At 42.7% G+C, this 20,003-nt stretch carries 17 protein-coding genes; 12 read left to right on the top strand and 5 right to left on the bottom strand.

The features are described from left to right. Positions 1–4: 4 nt before the first annotated feature. Positions 5–1,018 (top strand): hypothetical protein, encoded by a 1,014-nt coding sequence (locus ABWW54_RS07830; protein WP_353411685.1) that lies wholly within the window; start codon positions 5–7, stop codon positions 1,016–1,018. A 12-nt stretch (positions 1,019–1,030) separates the two neighbouring features. Here ABWW54_RS07830 and ABWW54_RS07825 read toward each other — a convergent pair whose 3' ends face one another. Continuing rightward, entirely contained in the window at positions 1,031–2,137 is a 1,107-nt protein-coding gene (locus ABWW54_RS07825; RefSeq protein WP_353411684.1) for an SGNH/GDSL hydrolase family protein, read from the bottom strand. Positions 2,138–2,420: 283 nt separating this feature from the next. Here ABWW54_RS07825 and ABWW54_RS07820 point away from each other — a divergent pair, with 283 nt between their 5' ends. Then, complete coding sequence (locus tag ABWW54_RS07820) at positions 2,421–3,257, top strand: sulfotransferase (protein WP_353411683.1); 837 nt, start codon at positions 2,421–2,423, stop codon at positions 3,255–3,257. Then, complete coding sequence (locus tag ABWW54_RS07815) at positions 3,247–4,062, top strand: sulfotransferase (protein WP_353411682.1); 816 nt, start codon at positions 3,247–3,249, stop codon at positions 4,060–4,062. Before ABWW54_RS07820 ends, ABWW54_RS07815 begins: the two co-directional genes overlap by 11 nt. A gap of 144 nt (positions 4,063–4,206) precedes the next feature. Here ABWW54_RS07815 and ABWW54_RS07810 read toward each other — a convergent pair whose 3' ends face one another. The 3 genes from ABWW54_RS07810 to ABWW54_RS07800 form a co-directional block, all read right to left on the bottom strand. Beyond that, positions 4,207–5,361, bottom strand: a complete 1,155-nt coding sequence (locus ABWW54_RS07810) for a hypothetical protein (protein ID WP_353411681.1) — start codon at positions 5,359–5,361, stop codon at positions 4,207–4,209. Positions 5,362–5,529: 168 nt separating this feature from the next. After that, positions 5,530–6,297 (bottom strand): hypothetical protein, encoded by a 768-nt coding sequence (locus ABWW54_RS07805; RefSeq protein ID WP_353411680.1) that lies wholly within the window; start codon positions 6,295–6,297, stop codon positions 5,530–5,532. Positions 6,298–6,374: 77 nt separating this feature from the next. Then, complete coding sequence (locus ABWW54_RS07800) at positions 6,375–8,639, bottom strand: CRTAC1 family protein (protein WP_353411679.1); 2,265 nt, start codon at positions 8,637–8,639, stop codon at positions 6,375–6,377. Positions 8,640–8,788: 149 nt separating this feature from the next. Between ABWW54_RS07800 and ABWW54_RS07795 the strand changes: the two genes are divergently transcribed. The 9 genes from ABWW54_RS07795 to ABWW54_RS07755 all read left to right on the top strand — a co-directional run bounded on the left by ABWW54_RS07795 (position 8,789) and on the right by ABWW54_RS07755 (position 17,713). Beyond that, positions 8,789–9,697, top strand: coding sequence for a hypothetical protein (locus ABWW54_RS07795; protein WP_353411678.1), 909 nt, complete (start codon positions 8,789–8,791; stop codon positions 9,695–9,697). Between the two features lie 131 nt (positions 9,698–9,828). Continuing rightward, positions 9,829–10,614 (top strand): class I SAM-dependent methyltransferase, encoded by a 786-nt coding sequence (locus tag ABWW54_RS07790; protein ID WP_353411677.1) that lies wholly within the window; start codon positions 9,829–9,831, stop codon positions 10,612–10,614. Positions 10,615–10,709: 95 nt separating this feature from the next. Continuing rightward, complete coding sequence (locus tag ABWW54_RS07785) at positions 10,710–11,639, top strand: glycosyltransferase family 2 protein (RefSeq protein WP_353411676.1); 930 nt, start codon at positions 10,710–10,712, stop codon at positions 11,637–11,639. 8 nt (positions 11,640–11,647) lie between these two features. Next, on the top strand, positions 11,648–12,082 hold the full coding sequence (locus ABWW54_RS07780) for a hypothetical protein (RefSeq protein ID WP_353411675.1): 435 nt from the start codon (positions 11,648–11,650) through the stop codon (positions 12,080–12,082). Further along, on the top strand, positions 12,069–13,643 hold the full coding sequence (locus ABWW54_RS07775) for a GMC oxidoreductase (RefSeq protein WP_353411674.1): 1,575 nt from the start codon (positions 12,069–12,071) through the stop codon (positions 13,641–13,643). Before ABWW54_RS07780 ends, ABWW54_RS07775 begins: the two co-directional genes overlap by 14 nt. Next, complete coding sequence (locus ABWW54_RS07770) at positions 13,631–14,434, top strand: NAD-dependent epimerase/dehydratase family protein (protein WP_353411673.1); 804 nt, start codon at positions 13,631–13,633, stop codon at positions 14,432–14,434. Before ABWW54_RS07775 ends, ABWW54_RS07770 begins: the two co-directional genes overlap by 13 nt. 6 nt (positions 14,435–14,440) lie before the next feature. Continuing rightward, positions 14,441–15,244 (top strand): class I SAM-dependent methyltransferase, encoded by an 804-nt coding sequence (locus ABWW54_RS07765; RefSeq protein ID WP_353411672.1) that lies wholly within the window; start codon positions 14,441–14,443, stop codon positions 15,242–15,244. Further along, complete coding sequence (locus tag ABWW54_RS07760; RefSeq protein WP_353411671.1) at positions 15,241–15,639, top strand: hypothetical protein; 399 nt, start codon at positions 15,241–15,243, stop codon at positions 15,637–15,639. The genes ABWW54_RS07765 and ABWW54_RS07760 overlap by 4 nt, the downstream gene beginning before the upstream one ends. A gap of 4 nt (positions 15,640–15,643) precedes the next feature. After that, on the top strand, positions 15,644–17,713 hold the full coding sequence (locus ABWW54_RS07755) for a phospholipid carrier-dependent glycosyltransferase (protein ID WP_353411670.1): 2,070 nt from the start codon (positions 15,644–15,646) through the stop codon (positions 17,711–17,713). A gap of 70 nt (positions 17,714–17,783) precedes the next feature. Here ABWW54_RS07755 and ABWW54_RS07750 read toward each other — a convergent pair whose 3' ends face one another. Continuing rightward, the gene (locus ABWW54_RS07750) at positions 17,784–19,991 is read right to left on the bottom strand and encodes an acyltransferase family protein (protein ID WP_353411669.1); all 2,208 of its coding nucleotides are present in this window, start codon (positions 19,989–19,991) and stop codon (positions 17,784–17,786) included. Between the last annotated feature and the right edge of the window lie 12 nt (positions 19,992–20,003).

Raw genomic sequence — 20,003 nt, 5'->3', positions numbered from 1 at the left:
GTAAATGAGCAATAAACCTAGAGTTATCTTGCACGTTGGAGGGCCTAAAACCGGATCAACCTATATTCAAAAAAGGTTACGCCTCGCACCGGAGCTACTTAGAGATAAGGGAGTTTATGTCCCGATTTTACCTGAGGTTTCTGCGATGGCTGGGAATGCAAAGCTGCTTCCAATAGCGATAGATAAAAACGCATCAAAGAGTTTCAGACGTGCGTTTCCAAGCATTAACCCCTCCAATCTCAGTGCTAAAAACATAGTTTCTGCTCTCATCAGGGACTGGCGTAAAGAAAGTGAGATACTAGTACTTTCAGCTGAGAATTTTAGACCAAATCACGCACAAGTGATGCGAGATCTGCTTCCGAGGAACACAAACTACACAGTTAAACTTTTTATACGAAGACAAGATGACTGGGCTGACTCTTACTTTAATCAACTTACCAAAACAAACGACATTACTGAAGGCATTGAACGGTTTGTTGCTCGTCTCTGTCAGTCAACAGAAGGCAGAATTGCAATCCCTGATTGGCACGCTCATTATCTCGCTTGGACTGAAGCATTCGCAGACTGTGATGTAGTTAACTTTGAAGAAGCAAAATCTAATTTGCTTGAGCGACTATTGCCTTCCGACAAGATTAGCACGCTAGACGATTACCCCGACCTTCCTCCAGAGCAGGTTTCTATTGGCGTTTTCCAAATTGCCTATCTACTCCAACTCGACCGTAACATTTCTTTTGCAGACTTCATACTCCATAGAAATGCTGCCTACGCAGCCGCCCAAGCAACCGGCCTAACAATGAAACGAAGCCTATTATCCTGCGAATCACGGCGTCGTTTAAGAGAACGCTTCGAACAGGGAAATTTTCGTTTGTTATCTGAAGTAAGCTTAGGCCAAAACAAGCTCGAGATTGATATTGAATCCGATAATTATTGTTGTTTGCACGATCTTTACGACTCCAAAAATTACGCCTTCTTTAAGCAGTCTATAAAGGAATTTTTAAATAACAACAGTGATTTTTAATCGGTTATTGATCTATTTATCAACAGCTTCTTGATAAAGCTCGTGCGCTTTCTCAGCATAAATCTGATATCCCATTCCAATAGGGTGACTATCGTCAACAACGGAATAAAGTGATTGTGAAGAGTCTAATGCTTTTTGCATCGATGGCAGAACATCAGCATGAGGCATCTTCAGGGAATCCATAAATCTGGACACCTCATCTTTCAACATATCTTCATTTAGAACGAGCTTATGATAAATAGAGGGAAGCTTAGTTTTTTTCGTCATCAGCTGATCATAATAAACACGTTCCTTTGAGGGTATGAGCAAGACAGCGATATCAATATCACTCGAATCGACGAGAGCCTTAGCTCGTGAAATAAAGAGTTTCAATACATTTAGAGACATCTTTATATGAGGCTGTTCCATGTCCATATTTTCCGCATGTTTGCGGATCTTTAAGTATTTAATTTTAGTTTCGCCTCCCCCAACGACTAATCCGTGTTCATCACTTTTCAGAGGCCGAATCTTGGCATACCAGTCAAACAAAACAGAATAAATTGCAACGTTTTCCTTTAACCAACTCTTGGACTTTCGCGATCGAGCAACATTAGCGAGCTTCTTCTTATTCTGATGATCGATACAAAGCTTACGATCAATTTTTATATCATCCCTCTCATTAAACCAATAGGGGCTGGCGAGCGCCAGTGTACAAACATCGGCTAGATCGTTCGGCAGATACAAGGCTACCAAGATCATTTCAGGCCTTAAATGAACAGCGTCCTGCATAAGGTAGTCATAATGCAAGACACCATAACCACCAACCCCATAGTTATAGACGTGTTTACCGAGTTTTTTCCCTAGTACGCTTGGCCAAGATTCCTCTGAACGAACATTAAATCCGTAAGTATGTGAATCACCAAGAGCTACCACATCGGGTTTACCTACATGATTATTTCTAAATCCGCTGAGATCGATTTCTAGCAAAGCAGAATCCATCACATGGCCCAGATTTGGATGAGAGACTGTATTACTAAATAGTCCGAGCGGATAGTGAGTGTATTTTCTCAATGTTAACTCGCCGACAAAGCAACAAATTAAAACGGACAGCAATAGAGTTATCAGATCACCTTTTCTCATTCGTCCTCATAACATGTAGGTGAATTTTTTAGGCCTGAAAACAAAGCCCACCGTGAATAACGTGAGCGGCAAAACAAATTTTCTTTATTACTCATACATAAAACGAGTTTAATTTTAGCCCAAAATAACAATACCATATCCACACTGCATCCGTTAATTACTCCCAACAAGTTTTTTCTCTGCATTCAAATGCAAATTTCAAGCAGTGCTTTTCTGAAATGAACCTAAATGGTAGAGTGACTCAATACCGAAACATTCCCAGAATAGAGCTACTGGCGTCACTATGATTTCAACATATCATTTAATCATCGTAACGGGATGTCAGCGCAGCGGGACTACGCTTTTAGGACAAATGCTTGGCGCTCACCCCAATGCCTTTTTGATCGATGAGCCTGATGGCCTATACCCATGGTTTGATAGCTTCATCGAGCATGAATCATTTTCAAGCAATCAATTTGGCGAACTCATAGAAAGAGCAAACTTAAAGTACAGCGATACGAAAGCAAAATTTGATCAAGAAAATGGTGCACTAAAGAATATTTCACACCTTGTATTAAAAGCCCCAAACCTTGCATATTACTTCGATCAAATTGCAGGCTTGAAAACCACTAGCACTATCGCATTTCCTGTACGAGATGTTCGTGCAGTGGCTTCATCGATGGCCAAGCTCCCTCATATCGATATGGTTACCAACCAGATAAAATGGTTAAAAAGAAACCTGGTTTTGGCAGAACGACACCAAAACGACCTTGAGAAGCTGCAAGACCCCAACCGTAGCCAACATATAAAGAGAGCTATAGTTTGGAGAATTAAAACAGGAATTTTTAATGATTATCAGATAAAGAAACTCAAGCCTATCATCTTTCGATACGAAGATTTAGTGTCTACTCCCTATGAATATTGTGGCACTATTTGCCACCAAGCGAATCTATCAGACAGCTTCAGAATGCTTCAACATGAAAACTTTTATGTCGGTATAGGTCCCGGATCTACACGTCGATCGCGACCTATAGACACAGAGTCTTTGGCAAGTTGGGCTGACCACCTTAGTGAACAAGAACAGCTGGAAATTCTAGAAGAAGCGCAATCCTTAATGACTGAGCTTGGTTATGAATTTTAAGAACCTGAGTATATTAGAAAGAAAACAACTTAATTCCCCCATAATATTGATTGGTCGGGGAGGCAGTGGAACAAGATTGTTATCGCACTTAATGAGGCACAACGGTCTTTTCATCGGAAACGATATCAACGTAACAGAAGACTCTGTCGAGTGGGTGGAATTGCTCTATGACTTAGTCATTACGAGCCTACCACTTCGACCAGATACATTTGGCGATAAATGGGCGGATAAACTGCAGGAAAAAGCAGCCAATATACTATCAGAAGGTAAGTTATCCGCAGATCAGCCATGGGGGTGGAAACTACCGGAAACAATGCTGGCACTTCCAGAAGTCTGCCATACATTTACCAACGCTAAGATAATCCACCTCATCCGCCACCCAATATCTTCCAGCCTTCGACGAACCCATATGACGTCGCGCTTGAACAATCCAGTTGGAAATGAAGTGCTTAGACGCGCTTACAAAGAGTTTGGATGGGATTTTTCAAAAGCAATAGAACATCAATGTTATCAACATAACGCCGTAAGCTGGCTGTATCAGTTAACTCAGGTGCGAGAGTACGCTAAAAAACACCTCCAACCTGAGCAGTATCTAGAAGTTCGCTTTGAAGATCTTTGTAACACTCCAGCAACCGCAGCTAATAATATTCGAATGTTCTTAGATTGGGAGGAGTTGGACTATGAGTGCTTGAAAATTGATCCAGCAAGAATAAAAAGACCTCAAATTTCTGACCCTCGAATAGAAGAAATCAACAATTTGTGCAGTCAGCTTGCTTATGAACTAGGTTACCAAAACAAGTTTTAAATAACGCTCGATAAACAGAGAGCCGGCACCACAAGAAATAAGAACAAAAAAGGGCAATGAACACATGGCTCATTGCCCTAAGTACTTCAAAGTACTACTAAAAGGCTATTCAAAAAAACAACCTAACAGATAATTGGCAGAGGACTATTCTGCAGAACCTTCTAGCTTCACTAAACGATCTTGTAAGCTGGTAATAACTTCTTGTTGATCAATAGCATAGAGCGTTAACTCTTCTACCTTTGCAAGCAGTTGCACGGAAAGCTCTGTCAACTTAATACCGTTTTCAGCCATGTCAGAAGCAGGAGGGATGTTGGGAAGGTGTTTGTTAGTCGTAACAAACTCCTTCAATTCTTCCAAAGATGGCCTGTGGTAATCTGGCTCAAAAACATAGTCAGCGCCACAATTTCCATCGCCACCTGCCGCAGCAATACAGTTGCCTGTAACAATCACTAAATTACCTGTAATGGTAACCTCGTCATTTGCGTTCTTACCAATTTCCAACAAATTATTGGTGGCATTCGGGCTTATTGATAGCGGTGTGTTGCCACTTGTAGGTTGGAAGTTAAAATTACCCGCCCCATTCATTCTCATCTCCCATTGAAAACCCGAAGTCAACCCAGTCAACCTAAACTCAGGTGTAGGCGCTTGAATATCGAGGTTTGAATCTGGTGAGTCGGTGCCTATACCAATATTGTTATTCGCAGCAATAAACAAGGAATCAGTATCCGCGCCAGGCTTAATTCGAAACGGTAATTGCGAGCCATTCGTCACATCGCGAATAAAAAAGTTCGCTTCATTCGAAACCATATCGAAGGTCTGTGGTGTGAAACCGCTTGAACCGTCTTGCTCTAAACGCAATGTTGGCGAGTCGCCATCCACAACATGCAATTCAACAATGGGGTTATCTTCACCGATTCCTACATCACCGGCACTGTCTACTCTGAGAGAGTTCGCAGGAGCGCCCGCATCAACTCTAAAGGGTTGTCTGGCCGTATTTGAATCTTCTATTGCAAAGTAGTTTCCACCACCATTTCCGCTGTCGTTTGCTATCAAACGCCAATCATTTGTAGGAAAACTTGCCGAGTTACTGGTATCTTGGAAGTGTATGCGCAAATTATTTTCTTTTAAGCGAATCGTATCAAAACCAAAGCTTTCTCCGTTTACACAGTCGTTGCCGACACAAAGGCTCTGGGAGATGATTACATCATCCAATTGCTGTATGTCAGCACTGGCGGTATTAATGGTTGCCATAGCCGAGACACTCAACACCAGCATTGACAATGATTTGTTATTTTTCATTTAATTAACCTCGAACTAAATCTATTCTAAAGTCCGTTTGACTTTAAATTATAGAACTCACATTTTAATATCATGCGATATGCATGACCCCACTTCTATACATAGCTGCCCATTTTAGTAATCAGGCTAACCACTCAACAACCATCTATCAACGGCTATCGACCAAAACTATTCTGTGCTCTCAGGCTCATCAATCGCCGCCGGATTCACTATCCCATTCAGAACAACAAAACTACCAAATTGAACATTGTCCTGAGCTTCACGCTCAGTTGGAATACTTCCCTCAGCTCTCAAATTAGCCGCCAATTCTCGTTCAGCATGAATATCACCTGAATTTCTAACAGCTCTCATTTGTTCGCGAACAGAGTCTTCAATCTCCGGTGTAATAACTGACTTCCACTTGTAAACCCCGTCCGGCAGCTGGCCATACAACTCAATGGATTCGCCAGGTTTAAAATTACGAACAGCCGTTTCTCCATTCTCATTCGAAACTGTAATTTTTGCGTTCGCGTAACTGCGATCTTGTGGCGCTTGCCACTTAACTATCCCTTCACTTTGTTCAGCATCAAACTCAACTTTATCGCTTAACTGATTGTATGAGTCTTCATTATCCGGATACTCATCAGCTTCAAATTGCTCATTAAGCTCATCACTCAACTCTGCGCTTTCACGAGAACCAAACTCGTTAATCTCAACGGGAGCATCGGCCGCCTCAGCATTATTTACCTCGGAAGGCGAACCAGAAAGTTCAATTTTGTCAACTTGAGTGCCAGCCTTAGCCTTAACAGAAGACGCCTTGGATTTGTCGTCCGCAGTGTCATCCGAACAAGCAGACACCATGAACAGAATGCTCATCCCAACAATCGCTGAAGCTAATTTAAGTGAACGTTTACCCATTTTTTTATGAATCGACCCAAATATTTTTTCTATATCCATGAGCGTTTAACCATGCTCTAACCGTGCTAAGTTAACATATTGTCACAATTCAAACTATAGTCTAAGTAGACTAAACCTCAGTTATTGGCCACTTTATGGTATTCATCAACCTCCGGATTACTGATCACTTGCTCATCACCATTGGCCCAAATGACTCTAATTTCCTCGATCTCAGTTTGCGGCCCTAGCCCAAAATGAAGGTTGGCTGAATGCTGGGACGAGAAAGAGTCTCCGGTGACGATTCGGCTAAACTGTTTACCTGTTTTGGTAACCACTTCAACATTAGCCCCTATTGTAGATCGACCTTTTTTATCACTTAACTCAACACCCACCCAATGCCCCGCATTTCCTAAGCCATTACGGTAGATATGCAAACGATAACTTGTTTTGTTAAGTCCTTCGGCAACGTGTTCTACGACTAACAAATCAGGACGGCCATCTTTGTCAATGTCTTCCGTGACCACCGAGCGCGCATCGTACTCAAACGCAACCCCCATTAGGTACGCAATATTTATGTATTCCCCTTTGTGCTTTAAGTACAGAACTTTGTGCTCATAACCGTTCCAAGATATGTTCGCTTCTCGCAAATCGGTGGATTCCGTTTGGAACAACATGTCTCTGGCTACGTTTTCTCCACCCTCTTCATAAATGTCGTGCCGCCAGAAAGTAGTGCAATAATCTTGCGTACTTTCCCCACTGTAATGGCCATTGGCGATGAAAATATCTTTATCACCGTCATTATCAAAATCAAAGGTACTTGTGCCCCATGACCATCCAGTTCTTGCAACCTGATCATTGAACGGCGCTTTTACAAACCCATCATCTCGTCTCAAAAACATTCGATTGCCGTACCCCATGGCATCTCGCATTTCAGTGTGTTTTTGCAAGTCTTGGCGACCAACTCCCAGTTCAGCCAAACGCCTCGCTGTGGTTGAACTCATGCCGATGACATAAAAATCAAGCTTTCCGTCACCATCAAAGTCATCAAAAGTATGACCCATGCCAAAGAAATGACGATCAAGACCAAAATCATCAGTGACGTCAGTAAACTTCCCTTTGCCGTTATTTAGATAAACATCAAAGCCTGCGTAATCGCTCACCACGATCAAATCCATGTCTTGGTCGTCATCAAAGTCCACAAAAGAGCTGCTGTAAGAACGTCGTTTACTTTTTACGCCAAGCCCTGCTGAATCAGTAACATCAGTGAACTTTCCCTTACCGTCATTACGCAGTAGGACAGCCGGATACCCATCGTTTGCGTCGTAGTACGGACTTGGCATTTGCCCTTGTCGATACGCGTACTTATAGTTGGCAATGTGAATATCTAGGTCACCGTCACCATCGATATCACCAGCGGTAAATGTCTTAGGGAGCGCGAGATGATTGCCAGACATTTTAATGGGTTCGCTATTGAATGAACCGTCATGTTTCCCCAAAAACAACAACGGATAATTATTGTCATCTACACCAACAAAATCAACTTGCCCATCGCCATTAAAATCCGCGACCACCGCGCCGTCGTAAAGAGCTCGAGGCTTGTCGAACAGCTTCTCGGCAGCTAACGTCCCCTTGCCCTTATTTCGTAGCACCAAGTTCTGTCCGCCGACAATAATTTCAGACAGACCATCTTTATCAACATCATAGACCAACACCGGGTTTATTAAAGGTGCTTTTTCAGTGCCACTCACCTTAAAAACTTCTTGGAAAGCCGGTGCTAATTGTCGCTCCAGTACCGTCATTTCCTTAATGACTACGTCCTGAGGTTCAATCGCCGTTGAAGCACCCAACGTTACCTGCCATGTAACGTCAAGCATCCCCTTAAACACAACTCTATGTGCAGGTTCCTTTCTTGCCACGTGCAACTCAAAGCTCACCTCTGATTTCGCGCCCTCATTTGCCTGAGGCGGCGTAAACCGACTGTGATGCCATTCAGATTGCTCAAGAACGTAATTATTGGCTATTGCTTGCCCAATAAAAGATTTCCACTCTTTTGAATTCCACTTAGCTCCAACTCCAGAGAAAGTATACCGCGCAATCTGATGTTGAAGAGCTTCACTGTTCTGATGCTTGGCTAACACAATTGAATTGAAATCCAAACTCTCGAGAACTTTAAATTTCTCTTGCGCTTTTAGTAAGTCATCCCATAGCTTAACAATACGTGTTTCGTACTGTTGAGCCAAAACCTCAGGCCCCCAAATCAATTGATCCAGCTTGCGTCGAGTATTAACAAGGCTTATCGCTTGATCTTGATTTTCTAACTGCTCTTGCTTGCTCGGGCCGTCAACCTGTGCGTTAACGACGGCTGAAAATAATAGAACGAAAGTAATTATTATATTTTTCACTTAAATTAGCTCGTTTTAGATTGTTGTGTATTAAAAGAGATTAAAAACCAAAGACCCACCGATCTCAACGCCACAAACGGATTAGATATCTGAAGAATTCAGGTTACTATACTACTCAAACCGGCTTCAGTGAACGCTAACACCATAATATGCAAATAGTCTATATAAGTAATCGCCCATCAACCTTAGCGAATACGATTAAGCACATTGAACTATTAATGGGTTTCATCGATGAAGCGATCGTTTGTGTTCCAGATCGGATGAGAGATAGCTTCACCAATCTCTCCTCTAGCCTAGCCGTGAAGATTGTTGCCGAAAGTGAGATATTAAATCAGAAAAACGTTCGCAAACTTAAATCCCTTGACCACCAGAGACGGAACTATTTACTGCGAAGCAAGTTGATTCAACAGGATTATATAGCAGACGAATTCATCATGTCCGATGATGATTCTCGCCCGATGATAGATATACCCCTTAGTGTTTTTTGTTCAACTGGCCGCCATCACTCATACTTCTTCTATGATTTGAAGTCGTGGAATAACAATCAAACGGACTTCGATTCAGGACAAATAACCTCATTCGCCGTTTTACAAGCTGAAGGTTTTAGTCATTTATCTTACGCCAGCCATATGCCTCAGATAATTAACAAAAAACTGTTTAATCAGGCCTGTTCTTTCTTCAAAACTTACTCAGACTCCCTTCCGTTGTGCGAGTGGAGCAGCTATTTCAATTACGCCCTTAAAGTAAACCCCCGCAAATTTCATGAGACTCAAGCCTATAAGACTTTATGCTGGCCAGAGCACCCATTAGCGTGGAAACAAGAAATTACTCCCGACGCGTATCTGTTCGAAAACTTCACTCCAAATCTCTATTCTAAAAGCAAACCCTTTGAGGGTTTAAACCGGCTAAGCAATAATAAAGCGAGCGCGAAACGCACAAGCATTGAGAAAGTAATTCTATGGCGCAAATTCACCATCAACCTCTCCCATCCAGAGCAATCCAAAGGTCTTCTTAAGTACTTTCACCCTAGAACGTGGACCAACAAACTCAGAAGATAGAGTTTTGTTTTTTTGCGACAGACCTGTCAGACTCCGACCCACAGGCTTTTTAACATCTAAATTTCTCCGACATGCATATATATCGCTTCAGGAATCAAACCGAATACACGGAGCATGTCTCTAATCAACAAATGAAACTTCAAGAAAGGTTTCTTTTTTTAGCCCAACTTGAAAAAGAGAACGCAAACAAGTCATTTGAATACGAAGCATTCTCAATCACGGCCGATAGAAAGGTTAGATTACGAGTAGACTGGGCTCATTCGACAGGCGGCCACATCAATTGGCGCGAGCGCTTGATCTGCCCTGACACCAACCTAAACAATCGTCAACGAGCTGGTTATCACCTATTTTTGTCTGAACTCCATCCGTATGAACAAGACAAAGTTTACATAACCGAGCAGGCTTCGCCATTCTTTGACTTTTTAAAAAAGAAGGTTGTTAGCCTAACGGGCAGTGAGTTCATCTCCGTGAACTCAGCGCCTGGGGCCATAACATCGGCAGGGCTAAGACATGAAGATTTCACCAATCTATCGTTTAAAGATAATTCTTTAGACAAAATCATTTCTTTTGACTGCCTAGAGCACATCCCGAATTATGAGGCGGCTATTAGAGAATCTTATCGAGCTCTTAAACCCGGAGGGAGAGCTCTATTTTCATTTCCATTCTCAGCCAATGACACTTCAACTTTAGTTAGAGCGAAGGTCGAAGAAAACGGCCAAATTACGCATATTACTGAACCCGAATATCATGGGGACCCTCTATCAAGCGATGGCTGCCTTAGCTACTATACGTTCGGCTGGGATATACTTGACACATTTAGCTTAGCAGGCTTCAAAGACGTTTATGCTGCGGTTTACTGGTCAGATATATTCGGCTATTTAGGCAACGAACAAATCGTCTTTGTTGCGAAGAAATAGCACGTGAAAATTAATGGCATTAACCTTTCGCCTGTAGTTGGAATGTACCCATAGAAATGAATTAAATCACAAGCAATACAATCTAAATTTAAACTATGAACAGAGTCGCTGTTATTTTGCCCGCGTACAATGAAGAGCAAACTATCGTTAGAGTTGTGCAGAGTTTTCATTCTGAACTGCCTGAGGCGTCGATTTGGGTGGTCAATAATCATTCTCTCGATCAAACGGAAAGTTTAGCCAAAAAGGAGATTGAACGGCTCGGCTGTAAAGGTGGAGTGCTAAACGAATATAGGCAAGGTAAAGGAAATGCCATACGCAGAGCATTTCTTGAAATTGAAGCCGACATCTTCATTTTAGCGGATGCCGACTTAGCGTGCCCTGCGTCTGAAGTTCACTTTTTAATGACCCCGATAGTAAAAGGGGAGGCGGACATGGTTGTTGGTGACCGCCATACCGGGGGTGACTACGCCTCGCAAAATAAACGAGCGCTTCACAGCTTTGGCAATCGATTAGTTCGCACACTGATAAACCGCTTATTCAAAGCCAAGTTAGTTGACCCAATGTGTGGTTACAGAGCATTCAGCAGACTATTTGTAAAAAATTACCCAATTTTAGTTGAAGGGTTTGAAATAGAGACAGACATGACACTGCATGCTCTGGATAAACGTTTTCGTATACGAGAAGTTCCAATTAGTTTTCAAGATCGACCAGAAGGAAGTGTTTCGAAATTGAACACATTCAGAGATGGAGCGCGCGTGTTACGCACCATATGGAATATATTTCGCTACTATCGCCCGCTCGTATTTTTTGGAGGAGCCGCGATTGTTTTTGCTGTACTGGGTTTACTCACGAGCATTCCAGTTTGGGAAGACTGGTTTCGAGACAAGTACATTCACCACATACCATTAACTATACTCTCCAGCGGACTCGAAATTGTAGCGCTACTCTTAGGCGCTGTAGGCCTGATTCTCGACTCAATCGCCCACCAAGATAGAAGGCGATTTGAGCGCGACCTAATGAACTGAGCAACATAATGTCAGTCCGCAATAGTAACGACATCGAATCCCCAGCCACACTCACAGCAGAGGCTAAACACTTACACGAGTCCCTGTTTGCGCGCCGCGCACCGACCAATGTGATTCAATTGTATTTAGAAGCACACTCTAAGATTCACGCCTTAACGAGCAGTGACACCAGACGGCAGCTTGAGCAAAACACAATAAATACCATTGTATTCAAAAAACTGAACGCTACGGCAATTGAACCATGGCTAAGAAGAGCTGGCTCCAGACATTTGCTCAGCTCTAAACTTTTACTGATTAACTATATTTGCGAAACTGGGGGGAACCACGACGAATATAAAAGAGACTCTACTCTTGGCTGGAGTAGTCTCATATTAATCGGAATAAAAGCCTCACTACAACTTCCTTTTGGGCTTTACTTAAAGCACCGCCATGACCTCATTTAACTACGCCATCATAGGGTCTGGACCCGCCGGCGTTGCTGCCGCCAGACAGCTTTCGAATAAGGGTGCCTGCGTTATTGATGTAGGACAGTGCCAAGATACGATCTTTGAACCAGCTTCTTTGAGAGATGCGTTAAGCGCCAAACAGCCAAAAACAATTTTAGGTGATAATTGGGAACTTTTAAGCAATTTAGTAAACCCCAACACCGTACATCCAAAGCTGAGATCGCGTGCAGTTCGGTATGTTATGAATGGCGAAGAGTTTTCCGTACACAGAGATTCGCCAACAACACTCTACGGAGCTGGGAGCCACGCTTTAGGCGGCATGTCCAATGCATGGGGCGGCCAACTCTTACGATACACCAATGAAGACTTGAAGGACGCTGGGGGTTGGCCAATTACAGCCGATGAACTTTCATCGCACTATCAAGACCTCGAGGAGCATATCGGGATCTCCGGCCAAATTGATGACATGCACAGCTTCCTAGGAAACTCTGCATTATCCCTTCCACCTTTAAAGCTATGTCCATCTGCCAAGTATATTTACTCTAAATACAAACTGTTGAGAAATAAGCGCATCAAACATGACTTCAAACTCGGCCACCCTCGATTAGCCATCGCGACTGAACCGTTTGGCAATAGGGAAGCCTATCAATATGGTGAAACCGAGTTTCTGACAACAGGGCAAACTGGTCTATATACGGCTAAAGAAACACTGATTGAACTTAAGGATTCAGGCTCAATCGAGTATTTCAGCAATTCCAAACTGATAAAGTTTGTCGAACATTCGGAGTTTGTGGAGCTTGAAATTCTTGATCTAAAATCAAACGAAACAAGACTAATCAACGTGAAACACCTACTCCTCGGGTGCGGAACAATTCAAACGGCCAAAATGGTGTTAACTTCATTGAATGAAACAAAGCATCGACTTCCGTTTATTGATCACCCACCAACCATATTGCCATTGTTTATACCTCGCATGTTCGGAAGTCAGCTCCCTGGAAGTAGCTTCCCTACGCAACTAGCCGGGACCTTAGACAATGCTGGACTCAAAAATATTATAAGTTTCCACTATCCAGGGGCACTATTGTGGTCCGACTTACTTTCTGACATTCCCTTGCCCATGCACACGTCATTAAAAGCGCTAAAAACCCTACTAGGCGGTATGCTGGTAGCGCAAATGTGGGAAGCATCTCATCCTAATCCGAAAAACTATTTATGCTTAGATGCTAAAGGCAGCATACAAATACATTATCCTGAGCGACACGAGTATCAGGGCATTAGAAAACTAATTCGGTCTCTTAGACCATTAGGCATCTATACATTGCGACGCCTATCATCCATGTCGCCTCCAGGGTGGGGATTTCATCATGCTGGTTGTCTTCCAATGAATATTGAGCCCGAAAAATTTCAAACTCATATTGATGGCCGCCTTTGGAATAGCATGAGAGTTAGAGTTATAGACGGCAGCGTCTTACCTTCATTACCGTCAAAGCATCACTCTTTTACAGTAATGGCAAACTCAGCCAGAATCGCCGACAGCACTCTAAAATGCGAATACTAATCCTTGGTGCATCAGGTTTTATAGGCAGCCACCTCGCGAAGATAGCAAGCCAAAACAATCACGATGTAATCGCGCTCTGTAGATCTGGCAGGGTAACGGGCTTTCAAGGTTCTACGCAAAAATGGCACATGGGTGAACGCCTTCCTGATGATCTGTTTACGAATGTAGATTGCGTCATTCACCTCGCACACGATTTTTCGAAAAAACAGGGTGCTGAAACAACAATAAAATCTACTACCGAAATCATAAACCAGGCATTCACAGCAAACGTACGTCGCCAATTGTACTTCTCATCTTTCTCAGCTCACCATAACGCCGAGTCAACTTATGGGAAAACAAAGTTTTTAATTGAACAATCAATATCCAATATACCTAACACCACCGTCGTGCGGCCAGGGTTGGTTATTGGCAATGGAGGACTTTACGCAAACATAGCACGAGCTGTTCGCCTGTCACCGTTCATTCCATTGCCTGATGCCGGGAAAGCAACTACACCTGTTATAGAAATTGAAAAATTGTGTCACGAGTCCCTTAAACTCTGTCAAAATACCCGCGGTGTCTCAGAAGCCAACTTGTTTGAAGCTGAACACGTTCCTTTAAGAACGCTGGTAACTAGTATTGCGGATAGACTTAATAAAAGAGTAATAATCATTGGTATACCATCATGGGTGCTAATTTATTGCTTCAAGATTGCGAGTTTTTTACGCCTACCACTGCCAGTTAACGAGGATAATTTGACTGGATTTTTAGCCAATCAATCCATCCCACATAAATCAACATTAATTCAATAACCCAGTATGTTTATACAAAAGCTACGAAATTGGCTACTCGAACCTACGCTAGAAAACGTCGATGTAAATGACGATGAATTATTGACAAAGCATATTGAGATTCTAAAAAGTAAGACGCTTCTCCGATCAGCATTCAATACGTTTTATGAAGATATGTCTTCTCAAGCCGATCAACATATCTCTACAAACGCCACCGAAATTGAACTTGGGAGCGGTGCTGGTTTCTTTAAAGATAAACGCCCCAACGTACTAACCTCTGACGTCAGAAAATCCCCAATATTAGACTTGGAATTAGACGCGCAGAATATGCCCTTCGAAAATCAATCGGTTGGTTGCATATTTGCTATTAATGTTTTTCATCATCTCCCCGCGCCTGAGGAGTTTCTTCATGAGATTGTACGAGTCCTGCATGCAAATGGTGGCTGCATTCTCGTAGAACCTCATAACGGCTTTTTATCAAAACACCTACATCGTCACCTTCACAGCGATGAGCATTTTGACATTAACGCTTTAGGTTGGAATACCGATGAGATTAACGGCCCAATGGCAGGAGCGAATCAAGCTAAGGCGCATATTGTATTCAGTAGAGACAGAGAAAGGTTCGAGCAGCTGTTTGGCGATCATTTGGAAATTGTCAGTCAAACCTATTGTCTTAACTCATTTCGATATCTGTTTTCTGGGGGCTTGAATTTTCGCCAACTTCTTCCTTCAATGTCTGAACGCCCGCTCAAATGGATTGAATCCCTTGCAAGCCCGTTTGCCAAATTTTGGTCGTTACATCGAATAACCGTGATTCGACGAAAAAATTGATAAAGCAATACGCTAAATTTTTCTTGAATGGAATCGCTATCTCAATCATAGCCTGGTTATTGCAACAGTTTTTATACCGGGTAATGCCTCAAGGTTCGGGGCACTACTACGCACTAGCAAGCGTTTTAACACTGATTCCAATAATTGGCTTGAATTTTTTGATTCAAAGCAAGTTCATCTTTAATGAGGCTGGCCAAGTAAAACGATTTATTGTCGCCGACATTGCTATATTAGCTTTGGTTACGGCACTATCTCCCATCTGCCGATTATTAATTGATGTTCTATTGGGCGCTCCATGGGGAACACAATTGGGGTTCATTTCAGCCGCGTTTATCGCCTCCATTCCTTCGTTCATAATTCGTCGATATTGGGTCTTTTCATCCCCTGTACGGTAGCAACATGAAGAAAATTCTCTCACCCACTCTATTAGCACCTTATTGGCTTTTCGCCTCTCTTAGCCTTTATCTCATCTACATAGGGTTCGAAAAGCAAAATTGGTCAGAAGCACTCCCATGGGTGACGCGCAAAGATTTCGTTGATTTTGCGAGCTATGTGTTGGGGGCAACCGCAGTATTTGTAGTTATGAGGGCTGCACTTAAGTTCACTGAGTTACAAACTTTCGTTATTTTTTCGATATCTGCCTTAATAATTACAAGTAATACAAGTGCCCTTTTCACCGTGGCGCTAATTTTCTTGGCCGCTATTTCTATTGGCACTCTTGTAAGTTTAAGAAAATCAAATAGCGTCATTCATCTAATTTTGATTGGAATAGGGTTTCTGGGCACAATCATCGGAATTTTCGCTCACTTTCCAATCAATTATTTTTGGTTTTACATGTTCTTGTTAGCGGCACCAATCGCAGCGCTCTTATATTGCGGAATTGACATTAAGGAAATTAAAAAACCTCTGCACAAATACCTGTTAACTAGAGCGAATAACCGATCACCTAACGTTATTGCGGCCTTAACTGCAGCGATTGCCCTAATGCACCTTGCTGGCGCATTGTTGCCTGAACTAGGGTTCGATGCGTTAGCAGTACACCTCTTCGTACCCACTCAAGTAGCCTGGAGCCAACAATGGGGCTACGACCCTACAACGTATGTATGGGCACTAATGCCAATGCTTGGGGACTGGCTATATTCTATATCCTATGTGGTTGGCGGTGAAAGTGGGACAAGACTACTTAACCTTTTGTTTCTCTTTTTACTCGCTTGGCTAACTCGAGAAACGGCTCAATGGTTAGGTGCAAGCAAAGTCTTTTCTGATATTTCAGTATTAATTTTGCTCTCCACGCCACTCTCATTTGCTGAATCAAACTCCCTGTATATCGATTCAATATGGAGTACTTTTGTAATAGCAGGCTTCCTGTCTGTATTTAAAATGGCCGATGCCGACCAAGGGCAAGAACGTTCGTCTAACTATTTACTTCATTCAGCATTTTTCTGGGGCTGCGCATGTGCTACCAAAGCCGTCACCTTAGTCATCTTACCCATAGCAGGTTGTTTGATTCTGCTACTCATGATTACCCGACGACTGCAACTTTCAGTACAACACATTGGCTTAGCTGCTCTGCTATTCTTTTTATTAGCTTGCGTGCCTTACGTGACAGCTTGGGCTATTTCAGGCAATCCAGTTTTCCCATTTTACAATGAACTTTTTAAATCTCCTTTTTTCCTGGAATGGAATTTCAATAACCCCATATACAACTCAGGAGTACAATGGGAGACGTTCTACAAAATAGTGTTTGATTCCAGCAAGTACATCGAAGGAACAACCGGTGCATCAGGGTATCAATGGATAACGTTATTCCCCATAGCACTCTATGCAATATTGCTCCGGCGGAACCATAAGCAATTGGCCGTTTTAGGTGTTTGTATCTTATCCATTATGGCGGTTTTCGTATCACAATCCTATTTGAGATACATATTCCCACTATTCGCTCTTTTTGCAGCCGTAATATCGGCTGGCTTATGCTCTTCAAAAGCACACCCGGACCTATCTACACCCACCCCTTTAATCGTAACTCTTTTGAGTCTGACTATCGGGCTTAACCTCGTGTTTTTCTGTTCAGCTGGATGGACCTATCGAAACATGCCCATTGAGTTATTAATCGATGAAAAACAACGAAAAGCATTCGTCGAATTAAGGTCTCCTCTACGCACCGCGGTTTCCGAGATAAATAGGCTAAATAGCGCGAATAAACCAGTAGCATTATTCACCAACAGCTCTGGAGCGGCAGGACTGAAAGCGGACGCGCTCTACCCTAGTTGGTATAATCATGTCTTTCAATCAAGAATGAATGCGGCTAAAAACAGCCAGCAAGTTTCCCAGTTGCTTTCAGACTATGATGCGAAGTATCTGGTGCTAGACGACTTATGGTCAGACGAGAAAACACGAGAGAGAATAGAACGTGCAACTGTTGAAGTTGCTCGAATACGCCATTTAGTCATTCGGAAAGCGAAAATGTAAGAACGTTCATTTTAAAAACCGCCTTACTTCACCGACAAACCCAATAGCACTTAAAAGACCTATTTCCACATCATTTGCTTAAAACGGTAAACTCACCAACACCTATCGGTTTACCATCATCCTGACGTACTATCGTAACTGCGATCGCACCAATGGTGGATACTTGCTCCATCGATACTGCAGCCGTGATTAACCCTGGTTCGGAATGAGTTATAAGCGCTGCCTTGCCATCAAAATTCACGATTACATCATCGAGCGCCTGATCCGAGTGAACCTTAATCCATATTCCCATGCTCCCGTCCGGCAGCGCATTAGGATTAGTATTCAAGTATGTACTTTTCGGCCCCCACTCAACAATATCGATACTTGCACTCTTTCGCCTCGATGAATTAAGGGGCGCTAGATAATCTTGCAAGCCTCGAGCATCGTTTACTGCTAGCTCAGAACCAAACTCAAAACTCAAGTGATGTTTATCAAATGTGAAAGGAGTCCCGTTTTCACTAAAATATCTGCAATCGCCATCAGAGCAAAACGCATTTTTTGCACTCAAATAAAAGAATCCGTAACTCTCAACTAGCTTCCGATACTGTTGATCTTCATAAGCATTCTCTTCTAGATAAGAATTTGGATCAAAACCAGCTCTTCCATATCTGTTCAATAGCTCGCTCATTTCTTCTTTGAGGGTAGCGTATCCGCCAACAACCACCACGTGTTCTATTCCTGATTGATGTAAAAACGACAAGTAGCTAGCCAAGTGATCTAAAGTATATGATCTATAAAGTGCGTTAATCACCAAGTAATCATATTTCTCTAGATAGGCCACATCATGCCTTATCTTGTTTAGCGAAACACACTTATTTAAATTAAGGTGGTTCTTTGGAAAGAGGGAGCGCACGTCAGCATAAGGAGGGCACCCCCCCAACTCAGACATTGAAAAATCATGCAGAGGTAATACTCGGTGCATCGCATTCAGTGCATCAACCGACTGACTGTCGCCAATAACAAGCGCGCTGATTTTTCCAGCCACAGGATTGTCACACTCCGTCCACCCTTTTTCACTGCATATTTTCTGTCTAACGGCAAACCGTTTGGCTTTAGCCTGTTTAACTTCCTGTGCAGAATACACCCCAGTGCTCCAAGCACGCCATGACCAACCACTCGTCCCCCAAATTGACGCTCCGATGTAACACAATACAAAGGAGGCCAAAATCAAAGTGGTGTACCTATGATAAGGTTTTAATTGGCCATTGCGAAAAGGCTGTTCGATATATCGATACATGACAACAGCCAGTAACAAGGCTGCCAAAGCCAGCACGACCACATCAATGCCTAATAACTGCTGTTTTTCTAAATAATATTTATAGAAAACAATTAACGGCCAATGGATTAAATAGAGCGAATAGCTAATTGCACCGATTCCAACTAATACCCTACTTCTCAAAAATGATCCGAACAGCGCATTTTCAGAGGAGTAAATGCATAAGGCGGCGCCCAAACACGGTATCAATGCATTAACACCAGGAAATTGACTCGTATTATCAAACCATGTAACTGAAAAAACTATCAAGCAGACCCCAGCCACTAAAAGACAGTTCAGATATATTTGTTTACTTGCTTCGGCTGGTCTTAGGAACAACAATGCCGCACCAATACCAAATTCGAACACCCTGAAAGGCATTAAGTAGAAAACGGCGGACGCGTGGGTATCAACGAAGATGGATGCTAAGCAGAAGCTCAATACGGTAATCGCAAAAACTCCAATGGCGAAAAGCCCCTTTCGAACAAGTAATATACTGACGACTAAAGGCCAAATTAAGTAAAACTGCTCCTCAACGCCCAAGGACCATGTGTGCAACAACGGTTTTAGCTCGGCACTACTATCAAAATAGCCGCTCTGACTAAAAAACAAAACGTTTGAAACAGACAGAGTCGCATGCAACAGTGACTGCCCAAACTCTAGAAGTCGATTGGGCGTAAACAGACTAATAGCAGCGATAGAACTGATAGAAAGCGTAAAAAGTAACGCTGGAACAATGCGGTTAATTCTCCTTAAATAGAATTGTCCAAAATCTATTGTCCCACATTTGACATGCTCTTGTAGAAGCAGCCGACTTATTAAAAAACCACTAATGACGAAGAAGATATCAACCCCTACGTATCCACCACTTATTGCACCTACCTCTAAATGATATAAAAGCACAGATAAAACGGCGACGGCACGCAATCCATCTATATCCGCTCGATAGCCGCTCATCGTAGGTGGCGCAGACCCCATCATCTAACCCAGCGC

This window comes from Arenicella sp. 4NH20-0111 (assembly GCF_040366405.1).
Taxonomy (GTDB): Bacteria; Pseudomonadota; Gammaproteobacteria; order Arenicellales; family Arenicellaceae; genus Arenicella.
This window is presented reverse-complemented; position numbering and strand designations above follow the sequence as displayed.